Here is a 14,858-nt window from a genome sequence, read left to right as displayed (position 1 = left end):
GTCGGGTACCGGGACGGGGGCGCCGGCGGGGTTCCGGTCTGCCCGGCGGCGGATCAGGCCCGGCCGGTCAGCTCGTAGCCCGCGTCGTCGACGGCCGCGGTGATCGCGGCGTCGTCGGGCTCGCCGCCGGTGGTCACGGTCACCAGGCCGCCGGCGACGTCGACGTCGACGGAGATGACGCCGTCGAGGGCGCTGACGGACTTGGTGACCGAGCTCTTGCAGTGGCCGCAGGTCATGCCGGAGACGGCGTAGACCGTGACGGTGCTGTCGGCGACCGCGACGGCGGTCGCCTCACCGGCGTTGGTCGAGCAGCTGTTGTCGGGGGTGCAGCAGGAGCCCATGGCTTCCTCCTCGGTCGATCTTTCCGGGCGATACCCTCGGGGGGTATCTGTTCACGAGTCCATGTATACCCCCCGGTGGTATCCGACGCAAGTGTCGACCCGACTTGACTTGATACCCCCCAGGGGTATGGTGAAGTGCGTCGGACGAACGAATGCCCACGCCACCCACGTACGGGAGAGCAGTCATGAACACCGGAGTGAAGATCACTGCCTTTGCCGCCGCGCTCGCCGCGACCTTCGGGACCGCGTACGGGGTCGGCAAGGGGGTCGGCCCCGTCGAGGAGCCGAAGAAGGCGGAGCACGCGGGTCACGCGACGCAGGAGCCGCGGAAGGAGTCGGGCCACGAGGGTCACGAGGAGGGCGCCGCCGCCTCCGCCCTCCCCGACGGCCTCCAGGTCTCCCAGGACGGCTACACCCTCGCCCTGGAGACCCCCGCCCCCGCCGTCGGCCGCAGCACCCTGAAGTTCTCCGTCAAGGACGCGGCCGGCAAGAAGGTCACCGCCTTCACCACCGAGCACGGCAAGGAACTGCACTTCATCGTCGCCTCGCGCGACCTCAACACCTTCCGCCACCTGCACCCGGTGAAGGCCGCCGACGGCACCTGGTCGGTGGACGCGGACCTGCCGGCCGCCGGCGGCTACAAGGCCTTCGCCGACTTCAAGCCCGCCGCCCCCGGCGCCGAGGGCGTCACGCTCGGCGCCGACCTCGCCGTCCCGGGCGCGTACGCGCCGAAGCCGCTGCCCGCCGTCGCCCCGACCGCGACCGTCGACGGCTACCAGGTCCGCCTGGGCGGAGTCCTGGACCCGGGCAAGGCGGGGGAACTGAAGCTCACCGTCACCAAGGCCGGGAAGCCCGTCACGGACCTGGAGCCGTACCTCGGCGCGTACGGACACCTCGTCGCGCTGCGCGACGGCGACCTCGCCTACCTCCACGTGCACCCCAACGAGGGCGGCCCCGGCCCGGACGTCTCCTTCACGGCGACGGCGCCCAGCGCGGGCACGTACCGCCTCTTCCTCGACTTCCGGCACGAGGGCAAGGTCCGCACGGCGGCCTTCACGGTGAAGGCGGGCGCGACGGGCGGGGCGACGGCACCGGCCATGAGTGGGACGGGTGAGGCGGGGCACGATGCGGCAGGCCACGCACACGGCTAGTCTGGACATTGGACTAGACCTGTAGTCGTCATTCATGGAGGAATGGGCGAGATGAGCAACCGTGCTGTCCTTGAGGTGATCGCCCTCGACGAGGAAGACGCGGTCGCTGCCCAGACCGGTGGCGCCGACCGGCTCGAACTCGTCACCGACATGGCGGCGGACGGCCTCACCCCGTCCACGGCCTCCTTCACCGCCATCCGCCGCGCCGTGGACATCCCGCTGCGCGTGATGCTCCGGCTCGCCGACGGATTCGCGGCCGGCGACGTCGACGCCCTGGTCGCCCGGGCGGAGGAACTCCGCTCGGCGGGCGCGACCGAATTCGTCCTCGGCTTCCTCACCCCCGACCGCGAGCCGGACCTGGTGGCCGTCGAGCGCCTGATCGCCGTCCTGGACGGCTCCCGCTGGACCTTCCACCGGGCGATCGACCGCGCCGCCGACCGCGACGGCCTGCGCAAGCTCCTCGCCGACCTGCCCGGCCTCGACACCTACCTGACGGCCGGCGCGGCGACCGGCGTCGACGACGGCCTGCCGACCCTCCGCGCCGAAGGCGCCCGCACGGGCGAACCGGGCTACGAACCCCAGATCCTCGTCGGCGGCGGCCTCCGCCTCGACCACCTCCCGACCCTCCGCGCGGCCGGCCTCACCGCCTTCCACATCGGCGGCGCGGCCCGCCCGCAGGGCTGGACCCACCCGGTCTCGGCGGACGCGGTCCGCACGTGGCGCGAGGCGGTCGACGCTCCCTAGGGGGCTCGACACTTCCTGGGGCTCTCGACGCCCTCCAGGGCTCTCGACGCCCTCCAGGGATCGCGACACCCCCCAGGGGTCTCGACCTTCCCCAGGGGTCTCGGCGCCCTCAGGGGTCTCGACACCCCTAGGGATCTCGACCTTCCCTAGGGGTTCTGCCCGAGCAGCCGCTCCCGGTCCCGCCAGGCGGCCTCCCACTGGCGGGTCATCGCCGGGTAGACGATGAGGTACCGGAAGGGCGTGATCAGGGCCATGTAGAGGCGGCCCAGGCGGCCGTTGGGCTTGACCAGGACCGCCATGCGGAGCTCGTGGCCGCCGTCGGGCGTCTCCACCCAGCCCAGGTGCGCGACCCCGTGGACGGTCTTGTTCGCCAGCTCCCGGGCGGCCTCGTCGGGCAGCTCGTACAGGGGGACGAACGAGCCGGGCCCCGGGGTGGGGTCCGCCGTCGCCGTCAGTTCCTCCGGCATGCGCTCGCGCAGCGAGCGGACGCGCGGGCCGAGGCCGGCCTTCGGGTCGTCCCAGCCGAGCAGGGCGCCCAGCTTCCAGCGCACCGCGAACAGGAGCCTCGACGGTCCGGACTGCCGGGAGAGGCCGGCGCCGGCCGCGATCGCCGCGAGCACGCGCGGGAAGTCGTCGGGCCCGGCGCCCGGGGTGCGGAAGGACCAGACGTCCTCGGTCGTGAAGTCGGGGGTGAACTCGTGGATCCGCCACGGCCTGGCGGTGTGTTCGGTGACGGGGAGCTTCATGGCGCTGCCGCCTTCCCAGTTCTATACGCTTGCGTATAACGACGAGGCCAACGATGCCAGACCTGATGTACGGAGGCGTATATTCGGTCGGCGAGTGAGGGAGGACACACCGTGGGCGCCGCACGCACACCCCGCGAACGATGGGTAGAGGAGGGCCTGACCGTCCTCGCCGACGGCGGCCCCGACGCCGTCCGCGTCGAAGCGCTCGCCAAACGCCTCGGCGTCACCAAAGGCGGCTTCTACGGCCACTTCGCCGACCGCGACGCCCTCCTCGCCGCCATGCTCGACACCTGGGAGCGGGAGGCCGCCGACCGGGTGATCGACCGCGTCCGCCAGGACGCGGACGGCGACCCGAGAGCCCTCATCACCCTCGCCGGCATGCTCACCTTCTCCGGCGAACGGCTGCGCCCCATCGACCTCGCCGTCCGCGACTGGGCCCGGCGCGACGAGACCGTCGCCGCCCGCCTGCGCCGCGTCGACAACCGGCGCATGGAACTGCTCCGCGAGATGATCGGCACCTTCTGCGCCGACCCCGACGAGGTCGAGGCCCGCTCCCTCCTCGCCTTCTGCGTGGCCATCGGCCACCACTTCCTCGCCGCCGACCACCAGGGCCGCACCCGCGCCGAGGTCCTCGCCCGCGCGGGAGATCTGATCCTGGAGCGGCCGAAGGAGCCGAAATCCCGTGGCCCGCGCGATGCTTGATCGCTAGCCTCGCGCGCATGGCCACCCCCCGGATCGACACCGCCCTCGTCGAGCGGCTGATCGCCGCCCAGTTCCCCGCGTGGGCGGGACTTCCCGTACGGGAGGTGGAGTCCGCCGGCACCGACAACGCGATGTTCCGGCTCGGCGACGAGCACGCCGTACGGCTGCCGAAGTCCGCATGGGCCACCGGGCAGGCCGAGAAGGAGCAGCGCTGGCTGCCCCGCCTCGCGCCGCACCTGACCCTGCCCGTGCCCGTACCCGTCGGGCAGGGAGTGCCCGGCGAGGGGTACGACCAGCCCTGGTCCGTGTTCGCCTGGCTGGACGGGGCCGACGCCTACGACGCGCCGATCGCCGATCTCGCCCACGCCGCCGTCGAGTTGGGCCGCTTCGGCGTCTCCCTGCGCGGGATCGACGCGACCGGCGGACCCGCCTCCTCCCGGGGCGGCCCGGTCACCGACTGGGAAGAGGGCCTCATGGCACCCGCTCTTCGCGCCCTCGGGGCGGACGGCACCCTCGACGCCGAGGCCGCCACCGAGGCCTGGGAGTCGGTGCTCCGCCTCCCGGCCTGGCAGGGCGACCCCGTCTGGCTCCACGGCGACCTGCTCCCCGGCAACCTCCTGACCCGCGACGGCCGCCTCCACGCCGTCATCGACTTCGGCTGCCTCGGTACGGGTGACCCGGCCGTCGACCTCATGGCCGCCTGGTCCCTGCTCACCCCCGACACCCGCCCCCTCTTCCGCGAGGCCGCCGAGGTCGACGACGCCACCTGGGCGCGAGGCCGCGGCTGGGCCCTGTGCTGGGGCGTCGTGACCGAGCACTACTACCGGGGCAAGAACCCGGTCCTGGCGACCGTCGCCCACCGCACGTGGACGCAGGCGCTCCCGGAGTACGGGATCTAGTCCGCCGCCACCAGCTCCACCTCGAACCCGTCCTCGTCCTCCAGGTACGCCGCGTAGTGCCCCCCCGCACCCCGCTGTGGGCAGCCGCTCTGCCGGGGCGGTGCCCCGCCCACCCCCGTTGTGGGCAATCGTTCCGCTGGGGCGAGGGGGGTCCCCCTGCTCGAGCGAAGCCGAGAGCTTGGGGGAGGGTGGGCACAACGGACGGCGCCCCTTGCCGGGCCCAGGCTCCCGCGCCCTGAACCCGCACCGGATGCGCGCCGCACAACGTGGTGCGGGTCCAGGCGCGGAACGCGGAGGCGCCGCTCAGCGCGCCGTCCCGTGTGCCCACCCGTCCCGCCCCAGCGGGACGATTGCCCACACGGGCGGGGACGGCGGGAAGGGCACCGCCCCGGCGGGCGCGCGCCCACAGCTCGACGTGGTGCAACGCTCCGACGCGGGGGTGGTCACAGCTCGCCCAACTGTTCCGGTACCGGCGCCGAGTGAACCACCGTCAGCCCCGACACCGCACGCGTCAGCGCCACGTACAGCCGGCGCAGGCCCGTCCGCTCGTCCGGTTCGCCGCCGACGACCGCCGCCGGCTCGTCCAGGACCACGTAGTCGTACTCCAGACCCTTCGCCAGCGAGGCCGGGACCAGCGTGAGGCGCGACTCGGCCGTCGTCTCCTCGCCGGGGGAGAGGTACGCCAGACCGGCCGCCGTCAGCGCCTCCGCGAGCGGCGCGATCCGCGCGTCCGCGGCGATCAGGCCGATCGAGCCCTCGTGCGCCAGCGCCTCGACGCAGGCCGCGACGACGTCCTCGTCGAGTGCGTCGCTGGGGCGGACCTCCAGGGAGCCCGGGTTCTCCCGGACCGACTCCACCGCCGCGAGCCCCGGCGACATGTGCGGAAGGAGCCGCGAGGCGTACGCGATGACCTCTCGCGGCACGCGGAAGCCGGCCGTCAGCTCCTCCACCACCGCCTCCGGCTTCCCCAGGTGCCCGAGCGCCTGCGCCCAGCTCTCCGTCGCCCACGGCGTCGTGCCCTGCGCCAGGTCGCCCAGGACCGTCGCCGAGCCGGTCGTGCAGCGGCGGCCCACCGCCCGGTACTGCATGGGGGACAGGTCCTGCGCCTCGTCGAGGACCACGTGCCCGAGCGAGTGCGTCCGCTCCACCAGGTCCTTCGCCTCGTCGATGAGGACGGCGTCCGCCGCCGACCACTTCGCCGACTTCACGCTCCGCGCCGGCTTCGTCCACAGCAACAGCTTCTGCTCGTCCCCGGTGAGCAGCCCCTCGGCGTGCTCGGCGAGGAAGTCGGCGTCGCTCAGCAGCCGCAGGACCAGCTTCGCGGGCTCGACGAGCGGCCAGCACTCCTTCACGACGGCCTTCACCGCCGTGTTCCGCGCGACCGCGTTCTGCACGCGGTCGTCGGGCGCCTCGCCGGCCTCCTCCATCCGGACCAGGACGGCGTGCGCGATGCGCTGCGGGAGCGCCTCGCGGGCGGCCCCGTACCGGATGTCGCGGTCGAGCAACTCCCGTACGATCTGCTCCAGTTCGTACGCGGGGACCCGCCAGCGCCGCGAACCGCGCACCACCATCAGGGGCTCCTTCGGCAGCGTCACGTGCGAGCGGACCGCCCGCCGCAGCACCTCCGCCATCCGGGCGTCGCCCTTCACGACTGCCGTCGCCGCCTCGTCCGCGCCCCGCACCTCGACGTGCGCGACGAGGTCGTCGACCGTCGCCTGCTGGACCTCCAACTCGCCGAGCGCGGGCAGGACCTGCTCGATGTAGTGGAGGAAGGAACGGTTCGGCCCGATGACCAGGGTGCCGGTGCGGGCGAGCCGCTCCCGGTGCGCGTACAGCAGGTAGGCGACGCGGTGCAGGCCGACGGCCGTCTTTCCGGTCCCCGGACCTCCCTGCACGCACACCGTCCCCGACAGGTCGGAGCGGACGATCCCGTCCTGCTCCGGCTGGATGGTGGCGACGATGTCGCGCATGGGGCCGACGCGGGGCCGCTCGATCTCGGCCTGGAGCAGCCGGCTGGTGTGCTCCAGCTCTTCCGGGTCGGAGAGGTGCTCGTCCTCGTACGCGGTGAGCTCGCCGCCCGTGTAGCCGAAGCGGCGCCGGAGGCCCACGTCCTGCGGGTCCTTCTTCGACGCCTGGTAGTACGGCTGCGAGACCGGCGCACGCCAGTCGATCACCATCGGGTCGCCGTCGGCGTCGTGGACGTGCCGCCGCCCGATGTAGAAGCGCTGGCCCTCCTGCGTGGTGTGCAGGTAGTCGAGCCGCCCGAAGAAGAGCGGGGTGTCGGCGAGGTCCGCGAGCGCCTTGATCCGGTCCTCGATCTGCCGCCCGAGCACCAGGGAGTTGACCCAGTTCGCGGTGACGTCCTTGATGTCGAGCGCCTCGACGTCCTCGCGCATCGCGCGCAGCGCGGCGCGGGACGAGGCCAGATGGGCGCGCTCGCGCGCGAGCGGGTCGGATGCGGACACGGTGAAGCCTCCGGGCAGGTGGATACGCGGACACGACAGAGTGGCCGCCGGTTTCCGACCGGGCGGCGGCGCTCCACGGGGGAGGCGGGGAAGCCGACGAGTCTAACTCCGGCGGTCGACCGGAGCGAATCCTTTTCCCCTAGGGGGTGGCGTCCGACGCGAGGGGGACCGGGGTTCCATCCTCAGGCCGATGTATCCGCAATGTCCGAATTCCATCATGGAGGCATGACAGCGACGACCTTCCCCACAGTGACGAGCTTCCCCACGGCGACGACCACGGCGACGACCTTCCCCCGCGTGACCGCCGTCCCCCGACCCCACCGCCTCACCACCGCCCTCCGCGCGATACGCGCCTTCGGCGGCGCGGCGGCCTCGGTAGCCCTGCTGGGCGACTACGGCCCCCCGGAGGCGGGCGTCCGCAACCCCTGCCCGACGTACAGGAACCACTGAAAACCACTGAACGCGCTCCGGCGTGCAACTCTTCGCCGTCCTCGACGGTCTCCTCATCGCATCGCCCTGTCCCCGAAGCAGTGAGGAACGCAGGAGATCATGAGGAAGTCCTCCTTCGGCCGTCTCGCGCGGCTCGCCGCGTGCGCCACCGCGGCCGGCCTGGTCACCGTCGGCGTGACCGCGGCGCCGGCCGCCGCCGACAGCGACCAGCTGTGGATCGTCTCGCCCTGGGAGCTCGCGCTGCCCAAGGGCGCCGACGGCGGCGAGGCCCAGGCCGTCACGCTCGGCCTGGGGCTCTATCACGACAACGCCGACGTCCGCGTGACCGACGGCGAGCTCACCGTCGACGTCTCCGGCCTGGCCGGCGTCGCCGACGTCACCTGGCCGGACACCTGCGCCCCGGCCGGCACCACCGCCGTCTGCTCCCTCCCCGAGGTGCCGCTGACCGGCGAAGCCCCCGTGGAGGTGAAGCTGCGCGCCGCCGCAGGCACCGGAGCGGGCGTCACCGGCCGGATCACGTACCAGGCCACGGCCCGCACCGACACCGGCACGATGACCGCGTCCGAGAGCTCCACCACCGTCCGGATCGCCTCCGGTCCCGACCTCGTCCTCGCCCGGGCCACGCCCGTCACCGGCATCGCCCCCGGCACCACCGTCCCCGTGCCGGTCTCCGTGGTGAACAAGGGCAACGAGCCGGCGAACGGCGTCCAGGTCACCCTCTACGTCACCCGCGGCCTCGACCTCGGCACGGTCGCCCCGCAGTGCACCAGCGAGCCGCTCGGCGAGGGCGCGATCAAGGTGCTCACCAAGATCGACTGCGCCTTCGACGACGTCGTGGCCCCGGGCGGCTCCTTCGCCCTGCCGACGGCACTGCAGGCGAAGACCGCCCCGTACGCGCTGTCCGAGCGCATCGACATCGGCGTGAACGCCCGCGGCGGCGCCGAGGACCTCGCCCCGGAGAACAACGGCACCATCGCCTCGATCGGCGTCGCCAACACCGCGGACTTCGCCGTCCGCGGCGCGCGGCTCACCGCCGCCGCCGGCGAGACCGTCCGCGCGGACGTCACCTTCCGCAACCGCGGCCCGGCCTGGGTCGCCAACCTCGGCTCCGGCGACCCGGTCGGCTCCGTCGACGTCACCGTCCCGCAGGGCTCCACCGCCACCACCGTGCCGGAGGCCTGCGAGCCGCGCACCGCGGACGGCGGTTGGTGGGAGGGCGAGGTGCGCACCGGCGCGCCGCGCTACGTGTGCCAGCTGCCGATCTGGGTGGCCGAGAAGCAGAGCGTGACCTTCCCCTTCGAGCTGCGCGTCGACACGGTCGTCACCGGCGCGAAGGGCGCGATCGTCCTGAAGCCGCCGTACGGCACGGGCTTCCCCTTCGACCCGAACGCCGCCAACGACAAGGCGAAGCTGGTCCTGAACCCGGCGGTCTGACGCCCCGTACGGGCGGGGTCCCGGTCCGCGCGGACCGGGACCCCGCCCGCCTCTCAGTCCCCGGCCAGCAGCTCGTCCGCGTCCACGATCCGGTACGCGTAGCCCTGCTCCGCCAGGAAGCGCTGCCGGTGCGCCGCGAAGTCCTGGTCGATCGTGTCCCGCGCGACCACCGAGTAGAAGTGCGCCTGGTGACCGTCCGCCTTCGGCCGCAGCACCCGGCCCAGGCGCTGCGCCTCCTCCTGGCGGGACCCGAAGGTGCCCGACACCTGGATCGCGACCGTCGCCTCCGGCAGGTCGATCGAGAAGTTCGCGACCTTCGACACCACGAGCACGTTGATCTCGCCGTTGCGGAACGCGTCGAAGAGCTTCTCCCGCTGCGCGTTCGACGTCTCGCCCTTGATCACCGGCGCGTCCAGGTGCTCGCCGAGCTCGTCCAGCTGGTCGATGTACTGCCCGATGACGAGGATCTGCTGCCCGGCGAACTTCTTCACCAGGGCCTCCGTCACCTTCCGCTTCGTCGCCGTCGTCGCGCAGAAGCGGTACTTCTCCTCCGCCTCGGCCGTCGCGTACGCGAGCCGCTCCGCGTCGGTCAGGTTCACCCGCACCTCGACGCAGTCGGCGGGCGCGATGTACCCCTGCGCCTCGATCTCCTTCCACGGCGCGTCGAAGCGCTTCGGCCCGATCAGCGAGAACACGTCGGACTCCCGCCCGTCCTCCCGCACGAGCGTCGCGGTCAGCCCGAGCCGCCGCCGCGCCTGCAGATCGGCGGTGAACTTGAAGACCGGCGCGGGCAGCAGGTGCACCTCGTCGTAGACGATGAGCCCCCAGTCCCGGGAGTCGAAGAGCTCCAGGTGCGGGTAGACGCCCTTCCGCCGGGTGGTGAGCACCTGGTACGTGGCGATGGTGACCGGCCGGATCTCCTTGCGCGCACCGCTGTACTCGCCGATCTCGTCCTCGGTCAGCGAGGTCCGCTTCACCAGCTCGTGCTTCCACTGCCGCGCGGAGACCGTGTTCGTGACGAGGATCAGCGTCGTCGCCTTCGCCTGGGCCATCGCCCCCGCCCCGACCAGCGTCTTGCCCGCGCCGCAGGGCAGCACGACGACACCGGAGCCGCCGTGCCAGAAGCCGTCGACGGCCTGCTTCTGGTACGGGCGCAGCGACCAGCCGTCCTCGGCGAGGTCGATCCGGTGCGCCTCCCCGTCCACGTACCCGGCGAGGTCCTCGGCCGGCCAGCCGAGCTTCAGCAGCGTCTGCTTGATCTGCCCGCGCTCGGAGGGGTGCACGGCCACGGTGTCCGCGTCGATCCGCTCCCCGACCAGCGGCTGCACCTTCCTCGACCGGAGGATCTCCTCCAGGACGGGCCGGTCGGTCGAGGTCAGCACGAGCCCGTGCGTGGGGTGCTTGGAGAGCGTGAGCCGCCCGTACCGGGCCATGGTCTCGGCGATGTCGACGAGCAGCGCGTGCGGCACGGGATACCGCGAGTACTCGACGAGCGCGTCGACGACCTGCTCGGCGTCGTGCCCCGCGGCCCGCGCGTTCCACAGCCCCAGCGGCGTCACCCGGTAGGTGTGGATGTGCTCCGGCGCCCGCTCCAGCTCCGCGAACGGCGCGATGGCCCGACGACAGGCCTCGGCGAGCTCGTGGTCGACCTCCAGGAGCAGCGTCTTGTCGCTCTGGACGATGAGTGGCCCATTCACGTGTGATGAGGTCCTTCCGGCACCTGGCCGTTCCCGTAACGGCCAATCCTCCAGTGTGCAGCATCGACGCGGCCGACGGTCCCCGCCGTGGTGCGGACCCCCTCGGCCGCCCCCGTCACACCTGGTCGTCCGCCAGTTCCGCCACGCCCGTGATCCGGTGCAGGGGATACGTGCGGACCTCGTCGGCCGTGTGGTCGTAGCCCGTCACGAAGCCGCCCTCGACGCGGACCGGGGCGATGACGCGCTGGCTCGCCGCGCCCTCCGCGTTGACGTAGCCGATCCAGACGGCCGAGCCCGTCATCACCGCCGCCTGGACCGTCGCCAGGGTCTCGGCCGCCGAGGTGCGGGGAAGGCCGCCCGCCGACGCCACCGGCGCCGCGGGCTCCTTCCGTACCGCCGTCGCCGCCCGGTCGCCCGCCCGGATCGCCTTCACCGCCGCGCCGAGGAGCGTCGCGTCGGGGACCGGCGGGCCGTCCGGGACGGGCACCGGGGCCGTACGGGCGGGCGTGCGGTACGCGTCGGCGCGGGTGACCAGGACGTCGCCCTCGGCGGACTCGGCGGCCGGGGCGTACCCCATCGACCGCAGCCCGTCGAGCAGCGACGCCGGGTCCGCCTGCGCCGCGAGCACCGTCGGCGCGAGGCGGCGCAGGCCCAGGGCGGCGGAGCGCCGGTCGGCCAGGATCTCGCCGAGGACGGTGTCGTCGTCGCAGCGCACGTACGCGGAGGCCGCCCCGATCCGCAGATGGCCGTGTCTCCTGGCCACGTCGTCGATCAGGTACGCGAGCGGCTGCGGCACCGGCGTCCGGGAGTGCGCGGCCAGGAAGTCGTGCAGGTCGGAGGCCGACCGCCCGGAGTCGAGGGCGCGCCGCACGGAACCGGGCGTGAACCGGTACACCGTCGCGCCACCCTTCGATTCCACGTCCGCCAGGACCGCGAGCGCGTCGGCCAGCGGCCGCCGCAACGGCCCCGGCGCGACGGCCGTCAGATCGGCCTGGAGCAGCACGTGGTCGACGGCCTCCGGAAGCAGCGGGGCGAGCAGGGTCGCCGCCCGCCCGGCGGCCACCGACAGCTCGACCCGGCCCCCGTGGTCGGTGGGCGTCGCCGCCTCCGCGAGCGGCAGATTGAGCAGCGCCCGGGCGGGGGACGCGAGCGCGCCCCGGCCCGTGATCCCCAGCAGCTCGGCCTCGGCGAGCGTCCACCGCGCGAGCCGGGACCGCAGGTCGCCGGGGGCCTCGGGGGCGGGGCCGGAGGACTCGTCCGCCCCGGTCACGGCCTGCGGCGCGCGCGGCGGGGCCGGCTGCGCGGCGCCCCGCGGCGGCCGCTCCCAGCGCAGCCGGGCGAACACCGACCCGGGGTCCGCCGCCGCGCCCGGCGGCAAGGTCGCGAGGAGCTCCAGGACCCGGTGGCGGACCTCCGGGGCGGCCGCGCGGTCCAGGTCCGGGCCGAGGACGGCGAGCGTGCGGCCCTTCGCGTCCTGGCCGCCCACCAGGCCCGGGGTGCGGGTCGCCGTGAGCCAGGGCGCGACGAGCAGCGCCCAGCGCTCGGCGGGCGGCAGGTCGAGCCAGTCGTCGTACGCGGGCGTCGGCGCGTACCGCTCGTCCGCCTCCCCGTCCGAGGCGAGCAGCCCCGCCCCGAAGCACAGCTCCAGCCAGAACGCGGCGACCTGCTCCGTCACGTCCAGCGCCACCGCCGTCCGCTTGAGGTCCCGCACGGACATACCGCCCGCCCGCAGCACCTGGGGGCCGCCCTGGTCCCAGGACTTCAGCAGCTCCTCGACGGTCGCGAGCGTCGCGTACGCCTGCCCGGCGGCGGCGCTGTCCACCACCTGGGGACGGTAGTCGCGCGCCGCCTCCACCACCGGCGCCACCGGCTCCGGCGTCCGGTGCGCCCGCCCGCCCCGCAGGTGCAGCGCCACCTCGCGCGGCAGCACCATCGTCCGCGCCGACACCGGCAGCAGCAGCCCCCGGTCGCGCAGCCAGCGCACCGGAGGCGCCGGATTCGCCGTCACCTCGCCGTACGGCGGACCCCACACCAGCCGGTCCAGGACGGAGAGGGCCTCCGGGGACGCCTCGTCGAGCAGCGCGCCCATCCGCGCCCGGTCGGTGAACAGCTCCGTGAGCGCCGCCACCGCCGACACCGGATCGTGCGTCGCGGGCAGCCCGGCCGCCGCGATGATCTCCTGCACCCGGCCCGGCGACATCCCCGCCGTCGCCTCCGCGACCGTCGGCCCGAGGCCCGTCGGCGACGGATGCTGCGGCGAGGGCGCGAGCAGCTCCCGCGCGGTCCGCACCAGCCGCAGCCGGTCGTCCTCGCCCCACACGAGGGCCTGCTCGCGCAGCAGCGCCACCGCGCCCGGCAGCGCCGCCTCGATCTCCGGATCGCCCTCGTCACCGGTGAGCAGCGCGAGCAGTACGGGGTACGGGGCGGGGTCCGGGGCGACCGCCAGCGCTTCGGCCGTCTGGAGGGCGAACCGGTCGAGCCGATCGAGCGCCCGCACCACCGAACCCCGCGTGCCCGCGCGGGTCGCCAGCTGCGTCAGGTCGTTCGGTACGGGACTCAGCAGGTCCGGCCGGGCGCGCAGCAGCGCGGCGAGCCCTTCGTCGCCCCGCGCGCGCAGCGCCTCCGCGAGCGTGCGCGGCGCCGCGCCGGCGCTGGTTACCTCGGGCACGTGCGCCTCCCGGTCGAGCTCACCGATCCCCATCCGGACCACGTTAGCCGCTGTTCAGGCGCTAACGTCGGGCCGTACCGGGTGGACCGGCCGTGGAGGGGCGCCGTGGGGATCGAGAGCGACCAGTTGGTCTACGACTATCTGAGCCGGGTCGGCGATCTGGCCCAGCAGCGGCAGCTGCCCGCGAGCGACCGGAGGAAGCTCGTGTCCGGGCTGCGCAGCGAGATCGACCGCCGGCGCGCCACGCACGGCGAGGAGAGCCCGGCGGCGGTACGGGGCATCCTCGGCGCCCTGGGCACCCCGGACGAGGTCGTGGACCGGGCGGGCCCCTCGGGCGGGCGGGCCGTGCCGGGGCCGCGGGCGGGGGAGGGGGAGGAGGGCGACCCCTCAGGAAATCCGCCCCCGGCTGCGGGCGCGTCGGGCCCCGCGATCCCGGCGCAGGACACCCGCGGCCCCGAGGGGACGGCGGACTGGTGGCGTAAGGACGCCGATGCCGACGCCGCCGACGGCGAGTTCCTGGGCTTCGTGGGCGGCATCGAGCGCCCCGACCTCTTCGAGCCGCCCGCGCCGGCGGAGGACGAGGGCGATGAGGCCGAGGAGCCCGCACCGGGGAAGGCCCGCCGCTTGGCGCGGATCCTCCGACTCCGCAAGGCCCAGGCCCCGGCCGCCGAGGAGCCGGAAGCCGAGGCGGAGCCGGCGCCCCGTGCCCGCCTCGCGAACCCCTTCGTCCTGCTCGCCGCGCTGCTCCTGCTCGGCGGCGCCGTCTTCGGCTCGCTGGTCGCCCTCGCGGCGGGCTGGCTCCTCGCGTACGCCTCCCGCCGGCTGACCCCGGCCGAGATCAAGGGCGCCGTCCTGGTGATTCCCGGCCTCGCCGCCGCGAGCGGGATCGCCTGGCTCTGGGGCCGCGTCGAGGGCCGCTGGGGCGAGGCGGTGGCGCCGGGCGGGGAGGCGATGGGCGCGGCGATCTCCGAGACCTGGCCCTGGGTCCTCCGGGGCGCGGCGATCGCCTCGTCCTTGTTCCTCCTCTGGCGCTCCCGCAGACACTGAGCACCACCCCGCCACGACCGCACCAGCCGGGACGCCGCCCACCCCGTCATGGGCACGCGCCCACCGGGACGGTGCCCATCCCTGCGCCCCGTTGTGGGCAGCCACTCCGCCGGGGCGGTACCCCCCGTTGTGGGCAGTCGTTCCGCTGGGGCGGTGTCCACCCCCGCGCCCCCGTTGTGGGCAGTCGTTCCGCTGGGGCGGAACGGGTGGGCACAACGGAACGGCGCCCCTTGCCGGGCCTAGGCTCCCGCGCCTGAACCCGCACCGACAGGTACGGCGCACACGGGGTGCGGGTAGGCGCGGAACGCGGAGGCGCCGCTGAGCGCGCCGTCCCGTGTGCCCACCCTCCCCCAAGCTCTCGGCTTCGCTCGAGCAGGGGGGACCCCCTCGCCCCAGCGGGACGATTGCCCACACGGGGGTGCGGAAGGGGCACCGCCCCGCCGGGCGCGCGCCCACACGGGGGGTGCAGGAGAGGTGCCGCCCAGCAGGCGCGCGCGCCCACACGGGGGCCCGG

At 74.4% G+C, this 14,858-nt stretch carries 12 protein-coding genes; 7 read left to right on the top strand and 5 right to left on the bottom strand.

Annotated elements, in window-relative coordinates; all coding sequences use genetic code 11:
* Nucleotides 1-53 precede the first annotated feature (53 nt).
* Nucleotides 54-341, bottom strand: a complete 288-nt coding sequence (locus tag BLW86_RS16480) for a heavy-metal-associated domain-containing protein (protein WP_093874742.1) — start codon at nucleotides 339-341, stop codon at nucleotides 54-56.
* A gap of 185 nt (nucleotides 342-526) precedes the next feature.
* On the opposite strand from BLW86_RS16480, the gene BLW86_RS16475 reads away from it, so the two are divergent.
* Together BLW86_RS16475 and BLW86_RS16470 are read left to right on the top strand one after the other, a co-directional pair.
* Nucleotides 527-1,492 (top strand): hypothetical protein, encoded by a 966-nt coding sequence (locus BLW86_RS16475; protein WP_093874741.1) that lies wholly within the window; start codon nucleotides 527-529, stop codon nucleotides 1,490-1,492.
* Between the two features lie 51 nt (nucleotides 1,493-1,543).
* Nucleotides 1,544-2,236, top strand: a complete 693-nt coding sequence (locus BLW86_RS16470; protein ID WP_093878696.1) for a copper homeostasis protein CutC — start codon at nucleotides 1,544-1,546, stop codon at nucleotides 2,234-2,236.
* Between the two features lie 146 nt (nucleotides 2,237-2,382).
* Here the strand turns inward: BLW86_RS16470 and BLW86_RS16465 are convergent, their stop codons facing one another.
* Entirely contained in the window at nucleotides 2,383-2,982 is a 600-nt protein-coding gene (locus BLW86_RS16465) for a DUF2867 domain-containing protein (RefSeq protein ID WP_093874740.1), read from the bottom strand.
* 111 nt (nucleotides 2,983-3,093) lie between these two features.
* Between BLW86_RS16465 and BLW86_RS16460 the strand changes: the two genes are divergently transcribed.
* Both BLW86_RS16460 and BLW86_RS16455 read left to right on the top strand, forming a co-directional pair.
* Nucleotides 3,094-3,684: a TetR/AcrR family transcriptional regulator gene (locus tag BLW86_RS16460; RefSeq protein ID WP_093874739.1), complete on the top strand. Its 591-nt coding sequence runs from the start codon at nucleotides 3,094-3,096 to the stop codon at nucleotides 3,682-3,684.
* Nucleotides 3,685-3,701: 17 nt separating this feature from the next.
* Nucleotides 3,702-4,583, top strand: coding sequence for an aminoglycoside phosphotransferase family protein (locus BLW86_RS16455; RefSeq protein WP_093874738.1), 882 nt, complete (start codon nucleotides 3,702-3,704; stop codon nucleotides 4,581-4,583).
* A 443-nt stretch (nucleotides 4,584-5,026) separates the two neighbouring features.
* Here the strand turns inward: BLW86_RS16455 and BLW86_RS16445 are convergent, their stop codons facing one another.
* Nucleotides 5,027-7,048: a HelD family protein gene (locus BLW86_RS16445; RefSeq protein ID WP_256341333.1), complete on the bottom strand. Its 2,022-nt coding sequence runs from the start codon at nucleotides 7,046-7,048 to the stop codon at nucleotides 5,027-5,029.
* A 225-nt stretch (nucleotides 7,049-7,273) separates the two neighbouring features.
* On the opposite strand from BLW86_RS16445, the gene BLW86_RS16440 reads away from it, so the two are divergent.
* On the top strand, nucleotides 7,274-7,498 hold the full coding sequence (locus tag BLW86_RS16440; RefSeq protein WP_143060256.1) for a hypothetical protein: 225 nt from the start codon (nucleotides 7,274-7,276) through the stop codon (nucleotides 7,496-7,498).
* A 99-nt stretch (nucleotides 7,499-7,597) separates the two neighbouring features.
* A complete protein-coding gene (locus BLW86_RS16435; protein ID WP_093874734.1) occupies nucleotides 7,598-8,932 on the top strand; it encodes a COG1361 family protein in 1,335 nt (444 codons plus the stop codon).
* A gap of 53 nt (nucleotides 8,933-8,985) precedes the next feature.
* Here BLW86_RS16435 and BLW86_RS16430 read toward each other — a convergent pair whose 3' ends face one another.
* Both BLW86_RS16430 and BLW86_RS16425 read right to left on the bottom strand, forming a co-directional pair.
* Nucleotides 8,986-10,629: a DNA repair helicase XPB gene (locus BLW86_RS16430; protein WP_093874733.1), complete on the bottom strand. Its 1,644-nt coding sequence runs from the start codon at nucleotides 10,627-10,629 to the stop codon at nucleotides 8,986-8,988.
* A gap of 115 nt (nucleotides 10,630-10,744) precedes the next feature.
* Nucleotides 10,745-13,330, bottom strand: a complete 2,586-nt coding sequence (locus BLW86_RS16425) for a helicase C-terminal domain-containing protein (protein ID WP_093874732.1) — start codon at nucleotides 13,328-13,330, stop codon at nucleotides 10,745-10,747.
* A gap of 72 nt (nucleotides 13,331-13,402) precedes the next feature.
* Here BLW86_RS16425 and BLW86_RS16420 point away from each other — a divergent pair, with 72 nt between their 5' ends.
* Nucleotides 13,403-14,344 carry a hypothetical protein gene (locus BLW86_RS16420; RefSeq protein ID WP_093874731.1) on the top strand — a complete coding sequence of 314 codons (942 nt, stop codon included), beginning with the start codon at nucleotides 13,403-13,405 and terminating at the stop codon, nucleotides 14,342-14,344.
* Nucleotides 14,345-14,858 lie beyond the last annotated feature (514 nt).

It is taken from the genome of Streptomyces sp. TLI_105 (assembly GCF_900105415.1).
In the GTDB taxonomy this organism is placed as follows: Bacteria; Actinomycetota; Actinomycetes; order Streptomycetales; family Streptomycetaceae; genus Streptomyces.
This window is presented reverse-complemented; position numbering and strand designations above follow the sequence as displayed.